The sequence below is a fragment of the Leptospira yanagawae serovar Saopaulo str. Sao Paulo = ATCC 700523 genome (assembly GCF_000332475.2).
GTDB lineage: Bacteria > Spirochaetota > Leptospiria > Leptospirales > Leptospiraceae > Leptospira_A > Leptospira_A yanagawae.
The window spans coordinates 12,042-30,713 of the sequence record NZ_AOGX02000016.1 but is presented as its reverse complement, the minus strand read 5'-3'; the positions used below and the strand labels follow the sequence as shown (position 1 = coordinate 30,713).

Annotated in this window: 16 protein-coding genes; 9 read left to right on the top strand and 7 right to left on the bottom strand. The window is 41.2% G+C overall.

The features are described 5' to 3' along the window. Positions 1 to 44 precede the first annotated feature (44 nt). Positions 45 to 1,127, top strand: coding sequence for an Lsa36 family surface (lipo)protein (locus tag LEP1GSC202_RS10100; RefSeq protein ID WP_015677750.1), 1,083 nt, complete (start codon positions 45 to 47; stop codon positions 1,125 to 1,127). Here LEP1GSC202_RS10100 and LEP1GSC202_RS10095 read toward each other — a convergent pair. Then, on the bottom strand, positions 1,124 to 2,764 hold the full coding sequence (locus LEP1GSC202_RS10095) for an ATP-binding cassette domain-containing protein (protein WP_015677660.1): 1,641 nt from the start codon (positions 2,762 to 2,764) through the stop codon (positions 1,124 to 1,126). The genes LEP1GSC202_RS10100 and LEP1GSC202_RS10095 overlap by 4 nt on opposite strands. Before the next feature lie 50 nt (positions 2,765 to 2,814). Here LEP1GSC202_RS10095 and LEP1GSC202_RS10090 point away from each other — a divergent pair, with 50 nt between their 5' ends. Genes LEP1GSC202_RS10090 through LEP1GSC202_RS10080 form a run of 3 tightly spaced genes read left to right on the top strand, consistent with a single transcriptional unit; the run spans position 2,815 to position 6,420 of the window. After that, complete coding sequence (locus LEP1GSC202_RS10090) at positions 2,815 to 4,671, top strand: OmpA family protein (protein WP_015677758.1); 1,857 nt, start codon at positions 2,815 to 2,817, stop codon at positions 4,669 to 4,671. Between the two features lie 4 nt (positions 4,672 to 4,675). Then, positions 4,676 to 5,404 (top strand): LIC_11485 family protein, encoded by a 729-nt coding sequence (locus LEP1GSC202_RS10085; protein WP_015677697.1) that lies wholly within the window; start codon positions 4,676 to 4,678, stop codon positions 5,402 to 5,404. Positions 5,405 to 5,427: 23 nt separating this feature from the next. Further along, positions 5,428 to 6,420 carry a tetratricopeptide repeat protein gene (locus LEP1GSC202_RS10080; RefSeq protein WP_015677747.1) on the top strand — a complete coding sequence of 331 codons (993 nt, stop codon included), beginning with the start codon at positions 5,428 to 5,430 and terminating at the stop codon, positions 6,418 to 6,420. Between the two features lie 12 nt (positions 6,421 to 6,432). Here LEP1GSC202_RS10080 and LEP1GSC202_RS10075 read toward each other — a convergent pair whose 3' ends face one another. Then, positions 6,433 to 6,897, bottom strand: coding sequence for a chemotaxis protein CheX (locus LEP1GSC202_RS10075; protein WP_015677686.1), 465 nt, complete (start codon positions 6,895 to 6,897; stop codon positions 6,433 to 6,435). Next, entirely contained in the window at positions 6,897 to 8,273 is a 1,377-nt protein-coding gene (locus LEP1GSC202_RS10070) for a hypothetical protein (RefSeq protein ID WP_244147704.1), read from the bottom strand. Before LEP1GSC202_RS10070 ends, LEP1GSC202_RS10075 begins: the two co-directional genes overlap by 1 nt. Here LEP1GSC202_RS10070 and LEP1GSC202_RS10065 point away from each other — a divergent pair. After that, positions 8,224 to 8,871 (top strand): LIC_11490 family protein, encoded by a 648-nt coding sequence (locus LEP1GSC202_RS10065; RefSeq protein WP_039928780.1) that lies wholly within the window; start codon positions 8,224 to 8,226, stop codon positions 8,869 to 8,871. The two genes, LEP1GSC202_RS10070 and LEP1GSC202_RS10065, sit on opposite strands and share 50 nt — an antisense overlap. A gap of 56 nt (positions 8,872 to 8,927) precedes the next feature. Here the strand turns inward: LEP1GSC202_RS10065 and LEP1GSC202_RS10060 are convergent, their stop codons facing one another. Genes LEP1GSC202_RS10060 through LEP1GSC202_RS10045 form a run of 4 tightly spaced genes read right to left on the bottom strand, consistent with a single transcriptional unit; the run spans position 8,928 to position 14,481 of the window. After that, positions 8,928 to 10,241 carry a DUF389 domain-containing protein gene (locus LEP1GSC202_RS10060; protein ID WP_015677735.1) on the bottom strand — a complete coding sequence of 438 codons (1,314 nt, stop codon included), beginning with the start codon at positions 10,239 to 10,241 and terminating at the stop codon, positions 8,928 to 8,930. Between the two features lie 43 nt (positions 10,242 to 10,284). Then, positions 10,285 to 11,730, bottom strand: a complete 1,446-nt coding sequence (locus LEP1GSC202_RS10055; protein WP_015677713.1) for a gamma-aminobutyraldehyde dehydrogenase — start codon at positions 11,728 to 11,730, stop codon at positions 10,285 to 10,287. Between the two features lie 7 nt (positions 11,731 to 11,737). Next, entirely contained in the window at positions 11,738 to 13,027 is a 1,290-nt protein-coding gene (gene gabT / locus LEP1GSC202_RS10050; protein WP_015677775.1) for a 4-aminobutyrate--2-oxoglutarate transaminase, read from the bottom strand. After that, positions 13,024 to 14,481 (bottom strand): NAD-dependent succinate-semialdehyde dehydrogenase, encoded by a 1,458-nt coding sequence (locus LEP1GSC202_RS10045; RefSeq protein ID WP_015677746.1) that lies wholly within the window; start codon positions 14,479 to 14,481, stop codon positions 13,024 to 13,026. The genes gabT and LEP1GSC202_RS10045 overlap by 4 nt, the downstream gene beginning before the upstream one ends. Positions 14,482 to 14,619: 138 nt before the next feature. Here LEP1GSC202_RS10045 and LEP1GSC202_RS10040 point away from each other — a divergent pair, with 138 nt between their 5' ends. From LEP1GSC202_RS10040 to LEP1GSC202_RS10025, 4 genes are read left to right on the top strand one after another with little or no spacing between them, the layout of a single operon-like run. Continuing rightward, entirely contained in the window at positions 14,620 to 15,789 is a 1,170-nt protein-coding gene (locus tag LEP1GSC202_RS10040; RefSeq protein ID WP_015677709.1) for an ABC transporter substrate-binding protein, read from the top strand. A gap of 35 nt (positions 15,790 to 15,824) precedes the next feature. Next, on the top strand, positions 15,825 to 16,850 hold the full coding sequence (locus LEP1GSC202_RS10035; RefSeq protein WP_015677657.1) for an ABC transporter ATP-binding protein: 1,026 nt from the start codon (positions 15,825 to 15,827) through the stop codon (positions 16,848 to 16,850). A gap of 10 nt (positions 16,851 to 16,860) precedes the next feature. Next, complete coding sequence (locus LEP1GSC202_RS10030) at positions 16,861 to 17,778, top strand: ABC transporter permease (RefSeq protein WP_015677812.1); 918 nt, start codon at positions 16,861 to 16,863, stop codon at positions 17,776 to 17,778. Next, positions 17,768 to 18,571: an ABC transporter permease gene (locus tag LEP1GSC202_RS10025; protein WP_015677671.1), complete on the top strand. Its 804-nt coding sequence runs from the start codon at positions 17,768 to 17,770 to the stop codon at positions 18,569 to 18,571. Before LEP1GSC202_RS10030 ends, LEP1GSC202_RS10025 begins: the two co-directional genes overlap by 11 nt. Positions 18,572 to 18,672: the final 101 nt, after the last annotated feature.

The window sequence follows — 18,672 nt, the reverse complement described above, 5'->3', positions numbered from 1 at the left end:
ATGAAACTGGTTTTTGTAAAGATTCCAACGAGAGATAAAACTTGATGAAACTACACTTCGCCAAAATGAAATTTTTTTCCCTATACAAATCCCCTCTATTTTATTCCCTTATTTTTCTATTTCAAATTTTTATCCCCCTTTTTTTTCCAAAGGGAATTGAGTTAAATGCACAAGTGTTGTGTTCGGGTGGAGAGTGTTCCAATATCCCCACAGAATACCAGTTACTCGGAAATTTTGCGGAACCTGTTCTCGGTCGTATTTATACAAATGGTTTTTTACGTTCCATGGGTGAAAATGCTGTGTTACAAAATATCAATTCCAACCAATCAGGGGGACAAAACGTATCTTCCTATCGGGTGGGATTGGGATACACCGTTTCGCAAGGGCAAGAAAAGGCTCGTGACTTTTATTATGAAAATTCAGAACTCCGAACTCTTCCTAAACAAGGTGCCGCCGCTTCACCTGCTGTTAGTATGACAGCCAATTTGAGTGAGTGGTTTTCGAATGAATCTGCAAAGAGGTGGAATGTTACCACTCATTTTTTTCCGTATGAATTTAACGAAGCCAATATCCCTTTTGTGAAAATTCGAAATACGGAGGTAAGAGGAAAGATTGCCAATTACGGAATTATGTTTCGTTATTTTCCTGAATCCTCTGGTTTTTCGTTTGGACTTGGTGCGTTTCAAACCAATCAAGATTTATATTTAAGTTCCTATGACAGACGCCCCACACAGTTTCGTATTGACGGCGATAAAAGACGGTGGCTTGGGATCAACGATTTGTATTACCAATCGAGAATCACTTCAATTTCAGCTGATCTGAAATACAATTGGACATTGGGATTTTTATCCATCACACCAGGTATTGGTTTGAGTTATAATCATGGTTATACTGCCATTCAAGTAAGTCGTTATGCTTTTATTAGTACAGAGACCAATCCCGATGATTTTGCTTCTTTACCAAGTGTCATCGGCATTCGACTTGCGACTCGATACGACCAAAGATCGAGTTTTGGATATGGGAGTTTGGGATTTCGTTTTGGAATTGGGAAAGTAAATGTAACAACGGAATTTATGGCAGGAAGAGAGATGCAGTCTGCAAATCTCTCCCTGAACTATCAATTTTAAGTTGCGAGAATGGCTCCACCAGTAAGGCGTTTGTAAAAATCGTTTCCTTCTCGTTCCAAAAATTCTTCGTAGTTTCCTTTGAAATCTTTGATCCCTTCCGGAGTCACTTCTATGATTCTCGTACAAAGTGAGGAAATGAACTCCCTATCATGAGAAACTAAAACCACTGTCCCATCAAACAAAGATAAAGCGTAGTTTAGCGCTTCAATGGTTTCTAGGTCTAAGTGGTTTGTTGGTTCATCGAGTGCGATGACATTGTCACAAGCGAGAATCATTTTCCCAATGATCATTCTAGATTTTTCGCCACCCGATAAAACAGTTGTGGATTTATTTGCCATATCACCTGAAAATAACATCCTTCCAAGGATGGCACGAATCTCTTGCACTTCAGTTCCTTGCGGCGAATTGCGGAGTAACCATTCAACAAGAGTATCTGCATCTGGTTCCATCGCTTCTCTATGGTCTTGTGGAAAAAAAGAAGTTTCGACTGAGTCTCCCCATTTCACCTGGCCAGAATCAGGTTCGAGTTTTTTAAGTAACATTTTGAGTAGTGTAGTTTTACCAACTCCGTTTGTTCCTACAATTCCTACTTTTTCACCTTTTGTGATAGAGATACTAAAGTCTTTGATGACAGGTTTCCCGTCATAAGATTTTGAAATATTAACTGCTTCGAATACATCTTTTCCCAAAACACGTTTTGCTTTGAAACGAATGTATGGTGCCACTCTGGAAGAGGGTTTCACTTCTACCATGTCTGCTTTGATTTTTTCGATCATCTTTTGACGAGAAGTGGCTTGTTTGGATTTACTTGCGTTGGCGGAAAATCTGGAAACAAACTCTTGTAAGTCGGCAATTTTCTCCTTGGCGCGTTTGCTATCATTCACTAGTTGTTCACGAGTTTGTTCTGCCGCGATCATAAAGTCGTCGTAGTTCCCCGGGAACACACGAATGGTATTATAATCGAGATCGGCAATATGGGTGGCCACAGAATTGATAAAGTGACGGTCGTGGGAGATCACGATGACCACACCTTCGTAATTGGTGAGAAGTTCTTCCAACCAGTGAATGGTTTTGATATCCAAATGGTTTGTTGGTTCGTCGAGGAGGAGGACATCTGGTTTTAAAAATAATACTTGGGCAAGTAGGACCCTTAATTTAAACCCACCTGTTAAAAAATTAAGGGGTCGGCTATGGGCTGTCGTGGGGATCCCAAGTCCCTCTAAAAGTTCTCCAGCTACGGATTCGGCTTCATACCCACCCATATCGGCAAACTGCTCTTCGATTTCTGAGATTCGGATTCCTTCCTCATCGGTCATGTCTTCTTTGGCATAAATGGCATCCCGTTCTGCCATCAGGCTCCAAAGTTCAGGATTCCCCCGTAAGACGGTGCCGAGAACGGTTTCGTTTTCGTATTCGTAGTGGTCCTGCTTCAAATACCCAACCTTGATGTCCTTGTCGAGGACCACAGAGCCCGCAGTGGGCTGTAAAATGCCTGCAAGGACCTTCATAAAGGTCGATTTTCCTGAACCATTGGCCCCAATCAGCCCATAACGGCACTCCGGTTTGAACTTGATGGAGACGTTTTCGAAAAGGGGTTTTTTCCCGAAGGAGACTGTAATGCCGCTAGCTTGGATCATAGGTCAATTTTCTAAGGGAATCGGAGGTTTCAACCGACATTTCGTATGGTATGGCACGGATTCTCATCATCATTCTCTTCCATTTTGGGAGCGGACTCACGAGTTCGCAAAGTGTTAAAAATGGAATCCAGGTTTTGGAGGGAGACCTTCTGAACACGGGCCATTTGTTTCGTACTGAGAAACAAGTGTTTCGCATTTCGAGTACAGTTTTACAAGAAGAACTTGCCTATTTGAGTGGAAAAAAATTACGTTTGTTATGCGATGTGCAGGGAGAAGTTTGTTCTCCAATTCGTTATGAATTAGAACCGTTTGAAACAGGTAAAACGCCTGACTGGACTTTAAAAAAAATCCCTAGATATGTAACACAAGGATACTTTTCCTTTAATCCCCAGTGTACACCAGATGGGAAGGTACTATTTTGGACTGCCCTTGTACGTGAAGGGGGGCGTTCCACACAAAAAATTTGGGCTTCCAAACGAGACCAATATGGATTTTGGATGGCTGGGGAACAATTGCCAACGCCATTAAACAATCGTTATCCATCTGCTGTGATCTCTGCTTTACCCGGTGGGAATGAACTTTTTGTTTTTGGAAACTTTGGAGAGGAAGAATTACTCGACAATCTCAAACGAGAGATGACACAAAAATCGCAATTGGCAACACGTGAAGCTGCCAATGCAAAAGAGTTCCACATTGTTCTTACAAAATTAGAAAACGAATATAAAGAACGATCTGAAAAAATCCAAAACAGAGCCCCACTTTACAAAACAAGGAAAACCGAAACTGGTTGGTCCTTACCAAGTCCTATTTTATTCCCAAGTTTTTACAACTGGTACAAAAAAGCAGATAATCCCAACCAACAAGTATTTGGTGGTTCTGCACTTTCTTCTAGTGGTCGCACTTTATTGTACTCTGCCCAACAAAAGAAAAATTTCGGAAAACTCGATTTGTATGTGAGTTTGCAAAATGAGTCTGGTATTTTTGAGGAAGGCATTAATTTGGGAAATACATTGAATACGGGAGAAGAAGAGATGGCACCTTTCCTCGCTCCCGATGACCGCACGTTGTATTTTTCATCTTCCGGACGCAAAGAGGGAATTTCCATTTTCATCTCAAGAAGGAATGGAGATTCCTGGACCACTTGGTCTGAACCCCAAGAGTTATCTCCAAACCTAAGAGGAGTTAACTTTTTTAGCATTCCTGCGGTTGGGCATTGGGCATATGTTTCCCGGGATGGAGAACTTTATATGGCAGCAATTCCCAACCAATTCCAACCAGATCCCGTTGTTGTGATCAAAGGGAAAGTTGTGGATGAGGAAGGAAAAGCGCTTTCTGCCTTCGTACAATACGAATCACTCCAAAAGAAAAAAACTATTGGTTCCACCATCAGTGATCCCACAACTGGTGAGTTTAGTATCATTTTGCCCTATGAAGAGAATTATGGATTTTATGGAGAAAAAGAAGGATACCTTCCTGTTTCACAAAACCTCAATTTGGTGGGAAAAGAAAAAGAAGACAAAGAAAAAACTGTCCTACTTGTGTTACCCAAATTAAAAAAAGGAAACCAAATTGTGATGAACAATTTGTTTTTTGCTTTCCGCTCATCTGAGTTTGCGAAAGAATCGGAGCCAGAACTTGACAGATTGGCAGGAATCTTAAAAAAAACTGGGAATTTAAAGGTACTCATTGAAGGGCATACGGATAATGTTGGTACAAAGTCGGCCAATCAAAAGTTATCCTTGGAACGTGCAAATTCGGTTGCATTGTATTTGAAGTCTAAACATAAAATAGAAGATACAAGGATTTCGGTTGTGGGGCTTGGGCCAACGATTCCGATCGCTGACAATGGATCGGATGAAGGTCGTGCCGTAAACCGACGGGTAGTTTTTAAAATTTTGGAAGAGTAAAACTGTGGATATCAAAAATATCAATATACCCAAAGTCAATGTAGACACTCAAAAAATGATGGGGGCAGTGGATGGCCTTGTGGATAAAATCCCCCCTCAAGTCCAAGATTTACTCAAAAAAATAGCCATCGCTCTTTTTGTTTTTTTTCTTATCATGGCGATTTACATCGGTTGGTCTCATGGATGGGAAAATGCAAAACCACAGGGTCAACAATTGGCACAAGACACTCGCAGTTTGTTTATTACAGAGATTGAAAGGGATTACAATCGGAAACGAAAAGACGTCCGAATGTCAGATCCTGAAGATTTGAAATATGAATCCAATCGACGTATGCAATTTGATTTCTTAAGTGAACGTGAATCCAATGGTTATTCTCATGATACCATTCCCGAAGAACAAGAGTTTTTGGGAAAAGAATATGATTTTCGTAATCGTAAAACGGAAGATACTTCTGTTCCTCCCATCTATACTCCGTCAGGTGATGGTCTAATCCCTGCTCCTATTGATGTGCAACCCCTTGCTCCGAAAGAATCGATTGAACCTTCCAATGCCTCAGATGACGAACTTCGGATGCAACGGATGTTAACACGTGTTTCAGAATTAGAGAAAAAGGTGAAGGAAAAGAACGAAGAAAAAAATTTGGAAACTTTAAAATTACCAAAACCTCCTGAATCCAAAGAAGCGGTTGGAAAACCAAGAAGTTTGGAACGGATTCCAAAAGAACAAAGATGATTTCATTTTTTCGCGGATTTCCCATGTTTTCCAAACAATGGTTGTCTTTTGGGCTGATTGTATGTTCTACTCTATTTCCCTCTTACACTCGGTTAGGTGCTGAAACGACAGAAATCTATTTACCTTTTCCTGAAACATGGAATGAAACAAAAGAAAAAGAGCCACTTGATACAAACCGCTCCAAATTGATCCAAAATGGTGCAAAACAAAGTACAATTGATTCAGATTCCAAAAACATAAATCCTTCTAATTCTTCGTTTGTAGGCAATTCGAATCCAACAACACCGAAAGAAGATTTGGTTTCTGCCAATGGAATTCAATCGAAATCAGGTAGTTTAACAAATAGTTCAAAATCTGATTCCAAAAAGAAAAAAAAGAAAGAAGTGATCGATCCTTCTAACGCATCTTTCCAAAAGGGAAAAGCGTATTTATCAAGGGATCAGAAAAAGTCCGCAGAACAAGAGTTTGCTTCCTCGTATGCAAAAGAAGGAGATGCGGCCAAATTCTCTCGCGTTGAAAATACAAATTTATTTGGATTGGATGGAAAAGAGAAGGAGTCATCTGGACTTATTGAAAAACAAGAAGATGCAGAGCTAAAAATCAAATCTCAATTTGAACTCGCAAGGTCATTGGATCGGATTGGAAATCCAGAGTCCGAAGAAAAGGCTTACAGAGAATATTTAAAATTAGTAACTGAATTTCCAAAACACCCAGAACTCACACCTAGATCACATTATGCGATGGCTACTCTCCTCATTCGTAAAAAAGAATACCGATCGGCAGCACACCAACTAGTGAATATCATAAAAAACTTTAAAGAATCAGAAGAGTTTTTACCCGCACATTATTATATGGGAAAAATTTATGAAAGCAGTTGGGACGAACGTGATTTAGAACGTTCGCTTAAATACTACCAACTCTATCTCAATGGGATCGAAGGGAAAAATCCAAAACCGGGACTTGATTTCCGAAAGGAAACACGGGAACGATTGCGGGTTCTTGGTTCTGCAATCTAAAGAGAAATGCCATCACGCGATGGCGACGTTCACTTCAATCCTTCCAAACTTAGAGTATAAGTTGATGGAAAGAGTTGGCTTTTTGTTGAATCGAACCGATGTGCTTTGCGTTTCTTGGATGTTTGGTGTGGTGATTTCCACTGACTGGCCTGCCGATGTGAAGATATTCATCGCATTACCCGTCGTCATGTTGGCAATCTCACCTAAGATGTCTTTGTATTCATTTTTCACATCTTCATCAGACAAACCTGGAACTAGTTTACGCGAAATTTTATACGCAGCATCGTAGTTCATACTATAAACAACTTCACCACTAAAAGATCCCACAACTCCAATCACGATGGCAATCTCATGGCTTGGAGCCGGTGAATCTTTGATCCCAATTTTCCCGCGGATTAAGTCCTGTTGTAATACATCGCGAAAAACGATGGTGGCTGCTTCCAGGAATGGGTTGATGAAGTCGGCTTTGATTTGCATTATTCTAAAGAGAGAAGGCCTTTTTTCTCTACGTTGTATTCTGCTGCCAAGGACTGGTTTATTTCAAGAAAAAAGCTGTAAAGTTGTCTTTGTTTCAAAAAATCTGCAGCTTGGTCTTGCGGTTTTGACGCTGTGGGTTGTCCGTAAGTCAATTCCCCAAATTCAACATAAACTTGTTTGTCATTGTCTGAGAAAGGACCCACAACTGTTTTTTTGCTAAACGGATCGTTTGCAAGGGATTCCCAGAATTGGCTCGAATTGGCCAATCGGTAACTATTCCCTTTATTGGACGTCACAAGTTTGAGATCAGAAAGTGAGACACCAGAAACAGTTTCAATGGGTTGGCCTGATTCTTTGGCAATGGCATCCAAGGCATTTGGTTCTGAAATTTTTTGACTGATGCGCCCTTTCCAAACTTCTACTTCTTTTCGTTTTCGGTCAAATTTGAGTTTGGATAGGAGGAGAGGTTTTCTCACTTCAAAACTGACAAAGTTCCCTGCAGGGTCTTTGGAGAGAGTGCCTTCTTGTTTTTCCTTATCATATTCTTTTTGTAATTCTGCATCAGTGATATTGATTTTGGCTTCCACTGCATTGAGTAAATTGACTTCCGAGATGGCGACCAAACGGAAAGAAATTTTAGCACGTTTGGCTTCACTTTCCAATTCAACTTCGTTATCTGTTGGTTTGAAGTTTTGTTCGATAAAATTAGGGAAAAGAGCATACCTTGTCGCTGAATCAATCCGGTAATTCATTGGGGCAGAACGGTAAATTTGTTGGTAAATTTCCGAAAGGGACCTAGAATCTTCTTCTCCGTACCCAGCTTGGCTTACGGATTCCTTGTGGATTTCGCGAGCTTGTTTTGACATCTCCCGTTTGATGCTGATTTCCGAAACTTGGAAACCAACAGAAGAAGCAATGTCATTGGCGATGTACAACTCGCGTACAGCGGAGTAAGCGCAAGAGTTCAAAACCTCTGGGTTTTGTGCGGCATCACGACCATATTGTTGGTATGCATAATAACAATCACGTTTGGCTGCATTGAAGTAATCCACTGGGATACTCCTTCCGGCAACGGAACCTGCTTTTGTGGAATTCTGACCTGTGATGGCACCGATGAGACTTTGTTCTGCGTCTCCTGGCAAAAAGGTAATGATTAAGGTTCCTACCAATATGAATAAAAAGAGAGCAATGATGGTACGATAAATTTTTTCTTTGAGGGTAGAGGGTTCATCTTCGAACATAAAGGAAAGGTTTCCGTTTCCAAACCCCTTGTAAAGAAAAAATGTAATCAAGGGATTTGTACTTTGTCCAGATAATATAGGTAGTATGTTGTTTGCCGCATTCGCAATGATCCTCGTGGGAGTTTTATGCTTCATTTACGTAGCACTTTCCCCGCAGAAGCCAAAACAAACAGCCTATCAATCCCGAAAACCGCAGTCACAAAGCCCATTCCGGATGCCCCAAACGCCTCCCATTTCCCCGCAGTTGGATGAAAGGATTCGGAGGGAACGTTCGATACCCGATGACCGCCACCTTTCCTATTCTTACCCAGAAGAACAGACTCCGTCTGTCGTTCAAAAGTCAGAAGTGCTAAGGCCAACAGAATCTGGGAATTTGGAATTAGAGCCAGTACCCCCCAAAGAAAGTCATTTTACGATAGATGGAACCTTGTATTTGGACCATGGCGGGAAACTGCCGTTTGGTGAAGGTTCAGAGGATTTAGACCTTTTGGAAGATGGACTACGTAATTTCAAACGTGTTGGCAGCGGAACATTAAAGGAAGACAATGGTAGGTTTTTGTTCCATTCAGGGAATGTAACCTACACATATACTCCGGATGAACTCGAACAAGTGGTCCTCCACAACCAAGGCATTGTGTTTTTGTTAAAGGATCTGAAATCACCAAAACCAGTTTTTTTCACCAAAGAAATTGATACCTTCAAAGAGTTTTTGAAACAAGCATCCCTCACGTAACCAACAGATTTTCTTTTTTTTGAGATGTGGATTTCGTTTCCCAACCATTCACGGGGTTAAAGTTTTGGATTTGCCTCGAGCCTTGTGATCAGTTCAATTTCTGTTTCACCAGACCTCAATTGGATGTATGCTTCCAATTTTTCCATCTCGTCTTTTGTCGGAAGTTTTTTCCATTCGGAATCAAATAAATTGGTATCCTTATAATGATTTTCATTCATATCAAACTTTTTTGTTTTGGCAAAACTTGCAGATACCAAGTTTGGAAAAAATATCTTCAATTCTTTGGCGATCATCTCGGTATTCCATTTCACCATATCCATTTGGTTTTGGTAAATTTCGGAAAGGATTTCAAATTTTAATTTGTCAAGACCTGTTGTGGATAAGTCTTGGTGTAACACCAGTTCGGTTCCTTCCATCGAATAGTATTTCAATTTATTTTTTAATTCTTCTTCCTGAATGGGATCAATTTTGGAACCAAGAAGAGTGATTTCTACTTTTGGTTTAGTACCGTATACAATGTTTTTTTCTAAAACCCTCCTACCTTCAGTGACGATTTCTTTTCGAATGAACTCTTCTGCTTTCCCTTTATAAAAAGAGGAACGTACAATTTGATAGGCTGTAAATACGGAAGGGATGATGACTATAAAGGCAAAAATAGATAAATACAGTTTTACCTTGGTTTCTTTTTCTTTGTAAAGACCCCAATCCACTTTCGGGAAGTCCATATAACGCACAAAAATGAAAGTGGCAATTGCGATAAAGATGGAGTTAATTAGGTATAAATAAATCGCACCAAAAAAGTATTGTAAGTTCCCTTGGGAAAGTCCAAAACCTGCGGTGCAAAGGGGAGGCATAAGGGCTGTCGCAATGGCAACGCCTGCAATTGCTGTTCCTTTTTCTTTTCTCGTATTGGCAATGATCCCAGTTGCCCCACCAAAAAGAGCAATCAGAGCATCATAAATGGTAGGTGTTGTGCGTGCTAAGAGTTCGGATTGGGCTTCACTAATCGGTGAGAGTGAAAAATAAACAAACGATGTGATGATACTCACAATCGTTGCCACAGAAAGTGTTCGTAAAAAACGTTTGAGTTGGTCAAAGTCATTGGTTGCGGCCGCAAAACCAACCCCAACGATGGGACCCATGAGGGGAGAGATGAGCATGGCTCCAATGATGACGGCAGTGGAGTTGACATTGAGGCCAATGCTTGCGATGAAGATGGCAAAGATCAGAGTCCAAAGATTGGAACCAACCAGTTCCCCGCCTTTTTGAACCGATTCAATGGTACCTGGTTTGTCTAAATCATCGAGTAAGTGGAAACGTGGGGTTAACCATTGGAAAAAAGAGACGATAGAATTTTCTTTGGATGCCATGAAGTATTAGACATCCAAAGAATTCTAAAATGTAAATGAGATTTTAAACCCCTCCGACCATCACATGTTTTGTGATGAGGTAATCACCTACGGATTCAATCGATAGATCCTTTCCAAATCCAGATTGTTTGAATCCACCATGTGGCGTTTCTGATGCCAGCGGAAGGTGGTCATTTACCCAAACGGTGCCAAACTCTAATCGTTTTGCAACTCGCATAGCGCGTGCTACATCCTTTGTCCAAATAGAAGAGGCAAGTCCATAATTCACATCATTAGCAAGTTTTACTGCTTCTTCTTCTTTATCATAAGATTGGATGGTAAGAACGGGACCAAAAATTTCGTTTTGCACAATGTCGAAGTTTTGTTTGACATCCGTTACAACCGTTGGTTCAAAAAAATACCCTTTATCGAATCCTTTTGGAATGCCACCACCTGTTAGGATTTTAGCACCTTGTTTTTTGGCTCGGTCCATAAAACCAATCACTCGTTCTCTGTGAATTTGCGAGATGAGTGGTCCCATTTCAGTTTTGTCGTTAAAAGGATCTCCCACTTTGACTGCTTTCATGGCGTCCACCACAACATCGGTGATCTTTTTTTGTAAAGACTTTGGTACGAGGATCCTTGTTGCTGCGGTACAGTCCTGACCCGAATTACAAGTGGCACCAAACGCCGCTTTTGTGGCAAACAAGTTGATATCAACATCATCAAAAACCACAAGTGGTGCCTTCCCACCTAATTCTAAATGCACTCGTTTCAAAGAATCCGATGCAGATTTCATGATGTTTTTTCCAGTGCCCGTGGAACCCGTGAGGGATACCATTCGAACCAGTGGATGGTCTACAATGGCTTGTCCTGTGGCATTACCACCAGTGACAATATTGATCACTCCATCAGGGATACCTGCTTTTTTCGTGAGATCAGCTAACATAAGTGTGGTGATAGGAGTCCCAGGTGCTGGTTTTAGGATGATGGTGCAACCTGCAGCAAGAGCAGGTCCAAATTTCCAAACTGCCATAAGTAGAGGGTAGTTCCAAGGGGCAATTTGTCCAACAACACCAACAGGTTCTCTTCGTAAGATAGAAGTGTACCCTGGTTGGTATTCGTTGGCACGGCTTCCATGAACATCACGTGCGGCTGTTGCAAAAAACCGAATGTTATCGATTGCAAACGGAATGTCTCCCGCCAAACTTAAGTTTTTGTATGGTTTTCCCGCATTGAGAGATTCCCATTTTGCAAATTCTTTTGATTTTTCTTCGATTAGGTCTGCCAATTTCCAAATGGCTTTGGATCGTTCGCTTGGTGTGAGTCCCGACCATCTACCATCATAAAAGGCTTTGTGTGCCGCTTTGGCTGCTTTGTCCACATCGGCGGCACTAGCATCAATAACCTTTGCAATTTGTTTGCCTGTGGCTGGGTCTTCGATGCCCATCGTTTTTCCGCCGGAAGTATTTGTCCATTTCCCATCAATCCAAAGTTTATACTGTTTCATACTTGCGTTAGATTTCCTTTAATGATTTTGCTATGATGTTTAGACCTTCTTTTACAATGGATTCCTCGGCGGTGATGGGAACGAGGATTCGAATCACGTTACCATACACACCACAAGAGAGTAAAACAAGTCCATGTTCTAATGCTTTTGTTGTTAATTTTTTTGCCATGTCAGCAGAAGGTTTATGAGGGTCCCCATTTTCTACGAGTTCAAAGGCTACCATTCCACCTAACCCACGTATTTCGCCGATATGAAAGTTGGTTTTTTTGATTTCGTTCAATTCTTGGATGAGAAGTTTTCCTAAGTTTACTGATTTTTGAAGGATCCCTTCCTCTTCGATAAGGTCCATCACCGCAATTCCTGCTGCACAGGCCACTGGGTTTCCTGCATAGGTTCCTCCAAGTCCACCTGGTTCCACAGAATCCATGATGGATGTTTTTCCAATCACAGCAGATAGAGGCATTCCCGCAGCAAGTGATTTTGCTGTAGTGATGAGGTCTGGTTTCACTCCAGAGTGTTCAATCGCAAAAAGTTTTCCAGTCCTTGCAAATCCGGATTGTACTTCATCGGCAATGAGTAAAATTCCATGTTCATCACAAATGGCTCTTAGTTTTATTAAGAAACTTGGGGAAGCGATATAGAATCCACCTTCACCTTGCACGGGTTCGATGGCGATTGCTGCCACACGCGTTGGATCGATATCTGCTTTGAATAAGTTATTCAGCGCTTTTAAAGAATCTTCTTCTGTTACCCCATGGTACTCCATCGGGAAAGGGATGTGGTAGACATCACTGGAAAATGGCCCAAATCCTTTTTTATAAGGAATGACTTTCCCCGTTAAGGCAAGTGCCATCATCGTACGACCATGGAATCCACCAAGGAAACTAATGATCCCTGGCCTTCCTGTCGCTGCCCTTGCAATTTTCACTGCATTCTCAAGTGCTTCTGCCCCAGAAGAAAATAAAATGGTTTTGGCTTCCCCATCAATGGGTGCTTTGGCATTTAATTTTTCGCAGAGATCAATGTATGGTTCGTATGGCATGATTTGGAATGCAGTATGGAGCACCTTGTCCACTTGTTTGTGGATGGCAGCGACTACTTTCGGATGGCAGTGGCCTGTGTTTTGAACTCCGATCCCACCTCCAAAATCGATGAAACGTTTTCCTTCGATGTCCCAAATCTCTGCATTGGTTGCTTTTTCAGCAAACACAGGGTAGGCGGTTGTTACTCCTCTTGGAACATTTTTTAATCTTCTTTCCCATAGAGTTTTGTTGGTTTGTTTTTGGTTGCCCGTCATTTGATTCCTCCGAGGCAGAGATATTTGGTTACCGTATAATCATCGAGACCGTATTTTGAGCCCTCTCTTCCCATTCCTGAAAATTTGACTCCACCAAAAGGGACTTGTTCGGAAGAAATAATCCCTTCGTTAATGCCTACCATCCCATATTCTAGCTGTTCGGCGACTCTAAAAATACGAGCCATATCCTTCGTGTAAAAATAGGAAGCAAGTCCAAAATCGGTATCATTGGCAAGTTTAATGGCTTCCTCTTCTGTTTGGAAGGTTTGGATGCAAGATACAGGACCAAATGTTTCTTCCTTGGTTACGATCATAGATGAATTCACTGGATACAAAACTGTTGGTTCAAAGAAATTCCCACCTAATTGGTGTGTGTTGCCACCGATTAACACCTTGGCTCCTTTCCCAACAGCATCTTGGATATGGGATTTTACTTTTTCTACTGCAGCTTCGTTGATGAGAGGGCCTTGGCTGGCATTTGGTTCCATTCCATTGGCAACTACGAGTTCCTTTGTTTTTTCTGCGAGTTTTTTGGCAAAAGACTCTGCCACAGATGTGTGCACTAGGAATCGGTTCACACAGACACAAGTTTGCCCTGTGTTTCTGTATTTCGATAACATGGCACCTTTGACGGCTTCGTCTAAATCTGCATCTTCAAATACAATGAAAGGTGCATTGCCACCAAGTTCCAGTGAGAGTTTTTTAAGCGTGGGAGCTGATTTTTCCATCAAATACATCCCTGTTTTTGTAGAACCAGTGAAACTGAGCTTACGAACATCTTTACTTTCCAAAATTGCTTTCCCAATCGAAATTGGGTCACCAACTAACACATTCCATACGCCTTTGGGAAGCCCTGCACGTTCTGCAAGAACTGCCATGGCTAGCGCTGAATACGGAGTGAGTTCTGCGGGTTTAGAAACCACAGTGCAACCTGCGGCAAGTGCCGGTGCCACTTTTCTGGCAAGCATGGCTGCTGGAAAATTCCAAGGAGTGATGGTTCCTACAACTCCAACAGGTTCTTTTAAAACAAGGATCCGAGTATCGTTTCTATGGGAAGGGATGATATCTCCGTAATGGCGTTTGGCTTCTTCTCCAAACCATTCAATATAAGATGCGGCATATGCGATCTCTCCCCTAGCTTCTGTTAGTGGCTTTCCTTGTTCTTGTGTCATGATGAGGGCCAAGTCTTCTTGGTTTTCCATCATGAGTTGGAACCATTTGCGAAGGATTCCTGCTCGTTCTTTGGCAGGACGATTTTTCCAATCAGCCATTGCCGCTTTTGCTGAACGAATTGCGATCAATGTATCTTTTTCAGTGGAGTGGGGAATGTTCCCAATTGTTTCCCCGGTGGCAGGGTTTTGTACTAAAATTTCTTTTTTGTTTTCTGCAGGGCACCAAACCCCACCAATGAAATTTTCCTGGCGAAAAAGGTCTTTGTCTTTGATGTATTTCATACCAAACCTGTGCTTTCACTGAAACCTTGCCTCATAAAAATTCCTACCTTTTTTTTAAAAACACCAGAATTGGTTGCTTAATTTTAAATTTTTGGTATCTAATGCCTGACATAAGTAAAACCAGGAGCACATAGGTTTATGAAATTCGATTCATACAAACGAGTGGTGTTTTTTACAGCAGTAGCCTCAATCGCATTCGCGGTTGCCTGCGGTAAAAAAGAAACAAAGGTTTCCGAAATTGGACAAGGCGAGGGAGAAGTATCCATCGTTGCTTGGCCAGGTTACATTGAACGTGGTGAAACAGACAAAGGATATGACTGGGTCACTGAATTTGAAAAAAATACAGGTTGTAAAGTAAATGTAAAAACTGCCGCTACATCAGATGAGATGGTAGCACTTATGAACGAAGGTGGCTTTGACCTTGTCACTGCTTCAGGTGATGCTTCCCTTCGATTGGTTGCGGGTGGTAAAGTCCAAGAGATCAATACTGATCTAATCCCAAGTTGGAAAAACGTAGACTCCCGTTTGCAAAATGCTCCTTGGCATACAGTGGATGGTAAACATTACGGTGTTCCTTACCAATGGGGTCCAAACGTACTTATGTACAACACAAAAGTTTTCAAAAAAGCACCAACGAGTTGGAATGTTGTATTTGAAGAACAAGTACTCCCAGATGGAAAATCAAACAAAGGAAGAGTACAAGCGTTTGACGGACCAATTTACATTGCCGATGCTGCTTTGTATCTTAAAGTCGCAAAACCTGAGTTAGGGATCCAAGATCCATACGAACTAGATGAAAAACAATACAATGCTGTAATCGAAGTATTAAAGAAACAAAGACAACTTGTTCCAAAATACTGGCATGATGCGATGGTACAGGTTGACGACTTTAAAAAAGAAGGTTTAGTTGCTTCTTCTACTTGGCCTTTCCAAGTAAACTTACTTGTGAGCGAAAAACAACCTGTGGCTTCCATTGTTCCTGTGGAAGGAGCGACTGGTTGGGCGGATAGTACGATGTTACACAAAGATTCTAAACACGTGAACTGTGCTTACAAATGGATGGAACACTCTCTTTCTCCAAAAGTGCAAGGTGACCTAGCATCTTGGTTTGGATCAGTTCCTTCTGTTCCTGCTGCTTGTAAAGGGAATGCTTTACTTGGCGACACTGGTTGTGCTGTAAACGGATTCAACAACTTTGAAAAAATCTCTTTCTGGAGAACACCAAAAGAAGATTGTTCCGGTGGAAGAAAATGTGTGCCTTACAAAAAATGGGCAGAAGATTATATTTCCATTATTGGAAGTAAATAAAATCCTTACATCATAAGAGTTCTAAAGGAGATTGAATGGACCAAATTTACGATGTTGAATTTCAAAATGTTATAAGGAAATTCGACCAATTTATAGCGGTGGATGATGTCTCCTTTGGGATAAAAAAAGGTGAGTTCTTTTCGATGTTAGGCCCTTCCGGGTCTGGTAAAACTACCTGCCTCCGTATGGTAGCAGGTTTCCAAGATACAAGTTCAGGAAGGGTTCTTTTGGAAGGAGTTGATGTCACGGGCATTCCTCCTTACAAAAGAAATGTAAACACAGTATTCCAAGATTATGCCTTATTCCCTCATATGTCTGTTGCAGAAAACGTGGGTTATGGATTAAAAATAAAAAAACATTCGAAACATGAGATCGACAAACGTGTTTCTGAAATGCTTTCAATGGTTCGACTCCCTGATGTGGGGAACAGAAAACCATCAGAATTGTCAGGTGGGCAAAGGCAAAGGATTGCTCTTGCAAGGGCTCTTATTAACCGTCCCGGCGTTCTTCTGTTAGATGAGCCATTGGGTGCACTTGATTTAAAACTTAGGGAAGAAATGCAACTCGAACTTAAGGCCATCCAAAAAGAAGTAGGGATCACATTTATTTTTGTAACCCATGACCAAGAAGAAGCCTTATCGATGTCCGATCGTATTGCGGTGTTTAATAAAGGAAAGGTAGAACAAATTGCAACGCCAGAAGAATTGTACAACCGGCCCAAAACAGAGTTTGTCGCCAATTTTGTTGGAACTTCCAATATTTTAAGCACTGAAGAAACCAAACGCCTTACTGGTCGTGATGGCAAACTAATGGTTCGTCCAGAAAGGGTACATGTATTCGCCAATGCCAAAGAAGACAACCATTCCACAGGATATAGAACCTTCAAAGCCATTTTGAAAAGCCAAGTGTATTCAGGTGCAACTTCCAAAATGCATTTCGAAACACCAAATGGTTCTCGTATCATTGCATCCACTCAAAATTTAAAAATTTCAGAAGATCATATTGCCGTTGGATCAGAAGTTCTTGTAGGTTGGAAAGATTCCGACGTACACTTGTTATAAGGGAATCCCTATGACCAGTACCTTTGATAAGTTTTTTACCTTTTTGTTTTACAGAAAAAGTTTAGCGCTTTTTTTGCTATTGGCACCACTTCTGATTTGGCTTGGTGTGGTTTATTTAGGTTCTTTGTTTACGTTACTCATCCAAAGTTTTTTCTCCATTGACTCCTTTTCAGGGGTGATCAAACGTGAGTTTACATTCGAATCTTATTACGATTTATTCCGCCAAAGCACAAACTGGGATATCATCATCCGCACAACGACGATGGCATTTACAGTCACTGTTGTCAGTGCAATCATTGCCTTTCCCATTGCCTATTATATGGCGATGAACGCAGGCCCTAAGTTAAAGCCTATTTTGTATTTAGGTGTGATGTTACCACTTTGGTCCAGTTACCTAGTCAAAGTGTATTCTTGGAAATTGATCATGGCAAAAGAAGGAATCCTCACTTGGTGTTTGGAAAGACTCGGACTTTTGCATGTGTTGGATGTCATCCTAGCAATTCCTGTGATTGGTGGGAGTTCCTTGTCCTTTTCTTACATTGGGATGTTTCTTGTTTTCGTATACATTTGGCTTCCTTATATGATTTTACCAATTCAGGCATCATTGGAAAGGATTCCAAAATCCCTATTGGAAGCATCTTCCGATTTAGGTGGGGGGCCATCGCAAACCTTTCGTAAGGTGATATTACCTTTGGCTTTCCCTGGTGTTGTGGCAGGTTCGATTTTTACATTTTCCCTAACACTTGGTGATTATATCATTCCTACCATCATAGGAAACTCGAGTTATTTTATCGGAATGGCTGTTTACACCCACCAAGGTACAGCAGGAAACATTCCACTTGCCGCAGCATTTTCAGTAGTTCCCATCATCATCATGATGGTATATCTGTCGATTGCGAAACGATTAGGAGCTTTCGATGCACTCTAAATGGAACTTAGGATCAATTGGATTAAAAACGGCGACATTACTCGGATTTTTATTCATCCACATTCCCATCCTGATCATCATCATGTATGCGTTTTCGACTGACGAAAAAACGTTCCAATTCCCACTACCAGGTTTTACAACCAAATGGTTTGGTGTGGCTTTGGAAAGGAATGATATTTGGGAAGCAATCATATTGTCTTCACAGGTTGCATTGGTATCGACCTTCATCGCTATTTTTCTTGGGACACTTGCCTGTCTTGCTGTATACAGAAGTCAATTTTTTGGAAAAGAAATCATTTCCTTTCTCGTCATTTTACCGATTGCCCTTCCAGGGATTGTGACAGGGATTTCACTTCGCTCGGCCATGTCATTATTCGGAATTCCTTTTAGCACATGGACCATCGTAATTGCACACGCTACTTTTTGTATTGTAACCGTTTACAATAACGTCCTTGCTAGGTTACGAAGGAGTTCCCATTCCATGGTGGAAGCTTCTATGGATTTGGGAGCCAATCCTTGGCAAACATTTCGTTTTGTCATTTTGCCAAATATCGCCACAGCATTGTTAGCTGGTGGAATGTTGTCTTTTGCTTTGTCGTTCGATGAAGTGATTGTCACAACATTTACGGCGGGCCAACAATCTACGGTTCCAATTTGGATGTTAACAGAGTTCATTCGACCAAGACAAAGGCCTGTGACAAATGTGGTTGCAGTATTTGTGATCCTTGTGACAACCATACCCATCCTTGTGGCATATTACCTCACAAAAGAAGACGATGGTCGAAAGAAATAAAGGACTACTTAAATCGAACCCTTAACTTCACTTGGAACAAAAAGTTGATTTGTTTTCATTTACCAGCACAGAAGGAGAACCGCAATAGGATTCGTTTGATA

What these genes read in the sequence shown, in the direction of transcription:
- LEP1GSC202_RS10100 (WP_015677750.1), top strand. Translation starts at nt 45, where the DNA reads ATGAAACTACACTTCGCCAAAATGAAATTTTTTTCCCTATACAAATCC.
- LEP1GSC202_RS10095 (WP_015677660.1), bottom strand. Translation starts at nt 2,764, where the DNA reads ATGATCCAAGCTAGCGGCATTACAGTCTCCTTCGGGAAAAAACCCCTT.
- LEP1GSC202_RS10090 (WP_015677758.1), top strand. Translation starts at nt 2,815, where the DNA reads ATGGCACGGATTCTCATCATCATTCTCTTCCATTTTGGGAGCGGACTC.
- LEP1GSC202_RS10080 (WP_015677747.1), top strand. Translation starts at nt 5,428, where the DNA reads ATGTTTTCCAAACAATGGTTGTCTTTTGGGCTGATTGTATGTTCTACT.
- LEP1GSC202_RS10075 (WP_015677686.1), bottom strand. Translation starts at nt 6,897, where the DNA reads ATGCAAATCAAAGCCGACTTCATCAACCCATTCCTGGAAGCAGCCACC.
- LEP1GSC202_RS10065 (WP_039928780.1), top strand. Translation starts at nt 8,224, where the DNA reads ATGTTGTTTGCCGCATTCGCAATGATCCTCGTGGGAGTTTTATGCTTC.
- LEP1GSC202_RS10070 (WP_244147704.1), bottom strand. Translation starts at nt 8,273, where the DNA reads ATGAAGCATAAAACTCCCACGAGGATCATTGCGAATGCGGCAAACAAC.
- LEP1GSC202_RS10060 (WP_015677735.1), bottom strand. Translation starts at nt 10,241, where the DNA reads ATGGCATCCAAAGAAAATTCTATCGTCTCTTTTTTCCAATGGTTAACC.
- LEP1GSC202_RS10055 (WP_015677713.1), bottom strand. Translation starts at nt 11,730, where the DNA reads ATGAAACAGTATAAACTTTGGATTGATGGGAAATGGACAAATACTTCC.
- gabT (WP_015677775.1), bottom strand. Translation starts at nt 13,027, where the DNA reads ATGACGGGCAACCAAAAACAAACCAACAAAACTCTATGGGAAAGAAGA.
- LEP1GSC202_RS10045 (WP_015677746.1), bottom strand. Translation starts at nt 14,481, where the DNA reads ATGAAATACATCAAAGACAAAGACCTTTTTCGCCAGGAAAATTTCATT.
- LEP1GSC202_RS10040 (WP_015677709.1), top strand. Translation starts at nt 14,620, where the DNA reads ATGAAATTCGATTCATACAAACGAGTGGTGTTTTTTACAGCAGTAGCC.
- LEP1GSC202_RS10035 (WP_015677657.1), top strand. Translation starts at nt 15,825, where the DNA reads ATGGACCAAATTTACGATGTTGAATTTCAAAATGTTATAAGGAAATTC.
- LEP1GSC202_RS10030 (WP_015677812.1), top strand. Translation starts at nt 16,861, where the DNA reads ATGACCAGTACCTTTGATAAGTTTTTTACCTTTTTGTTTTACAGAAAA.
- LEP1GSC202_RS10025 (WP_015677671.1), top strand. Translation starts at nt 17,768, where the DNA reads ATGCACTCTAAATGGAACTTAGGATCAATTGGATTAAAAACGGCGACA.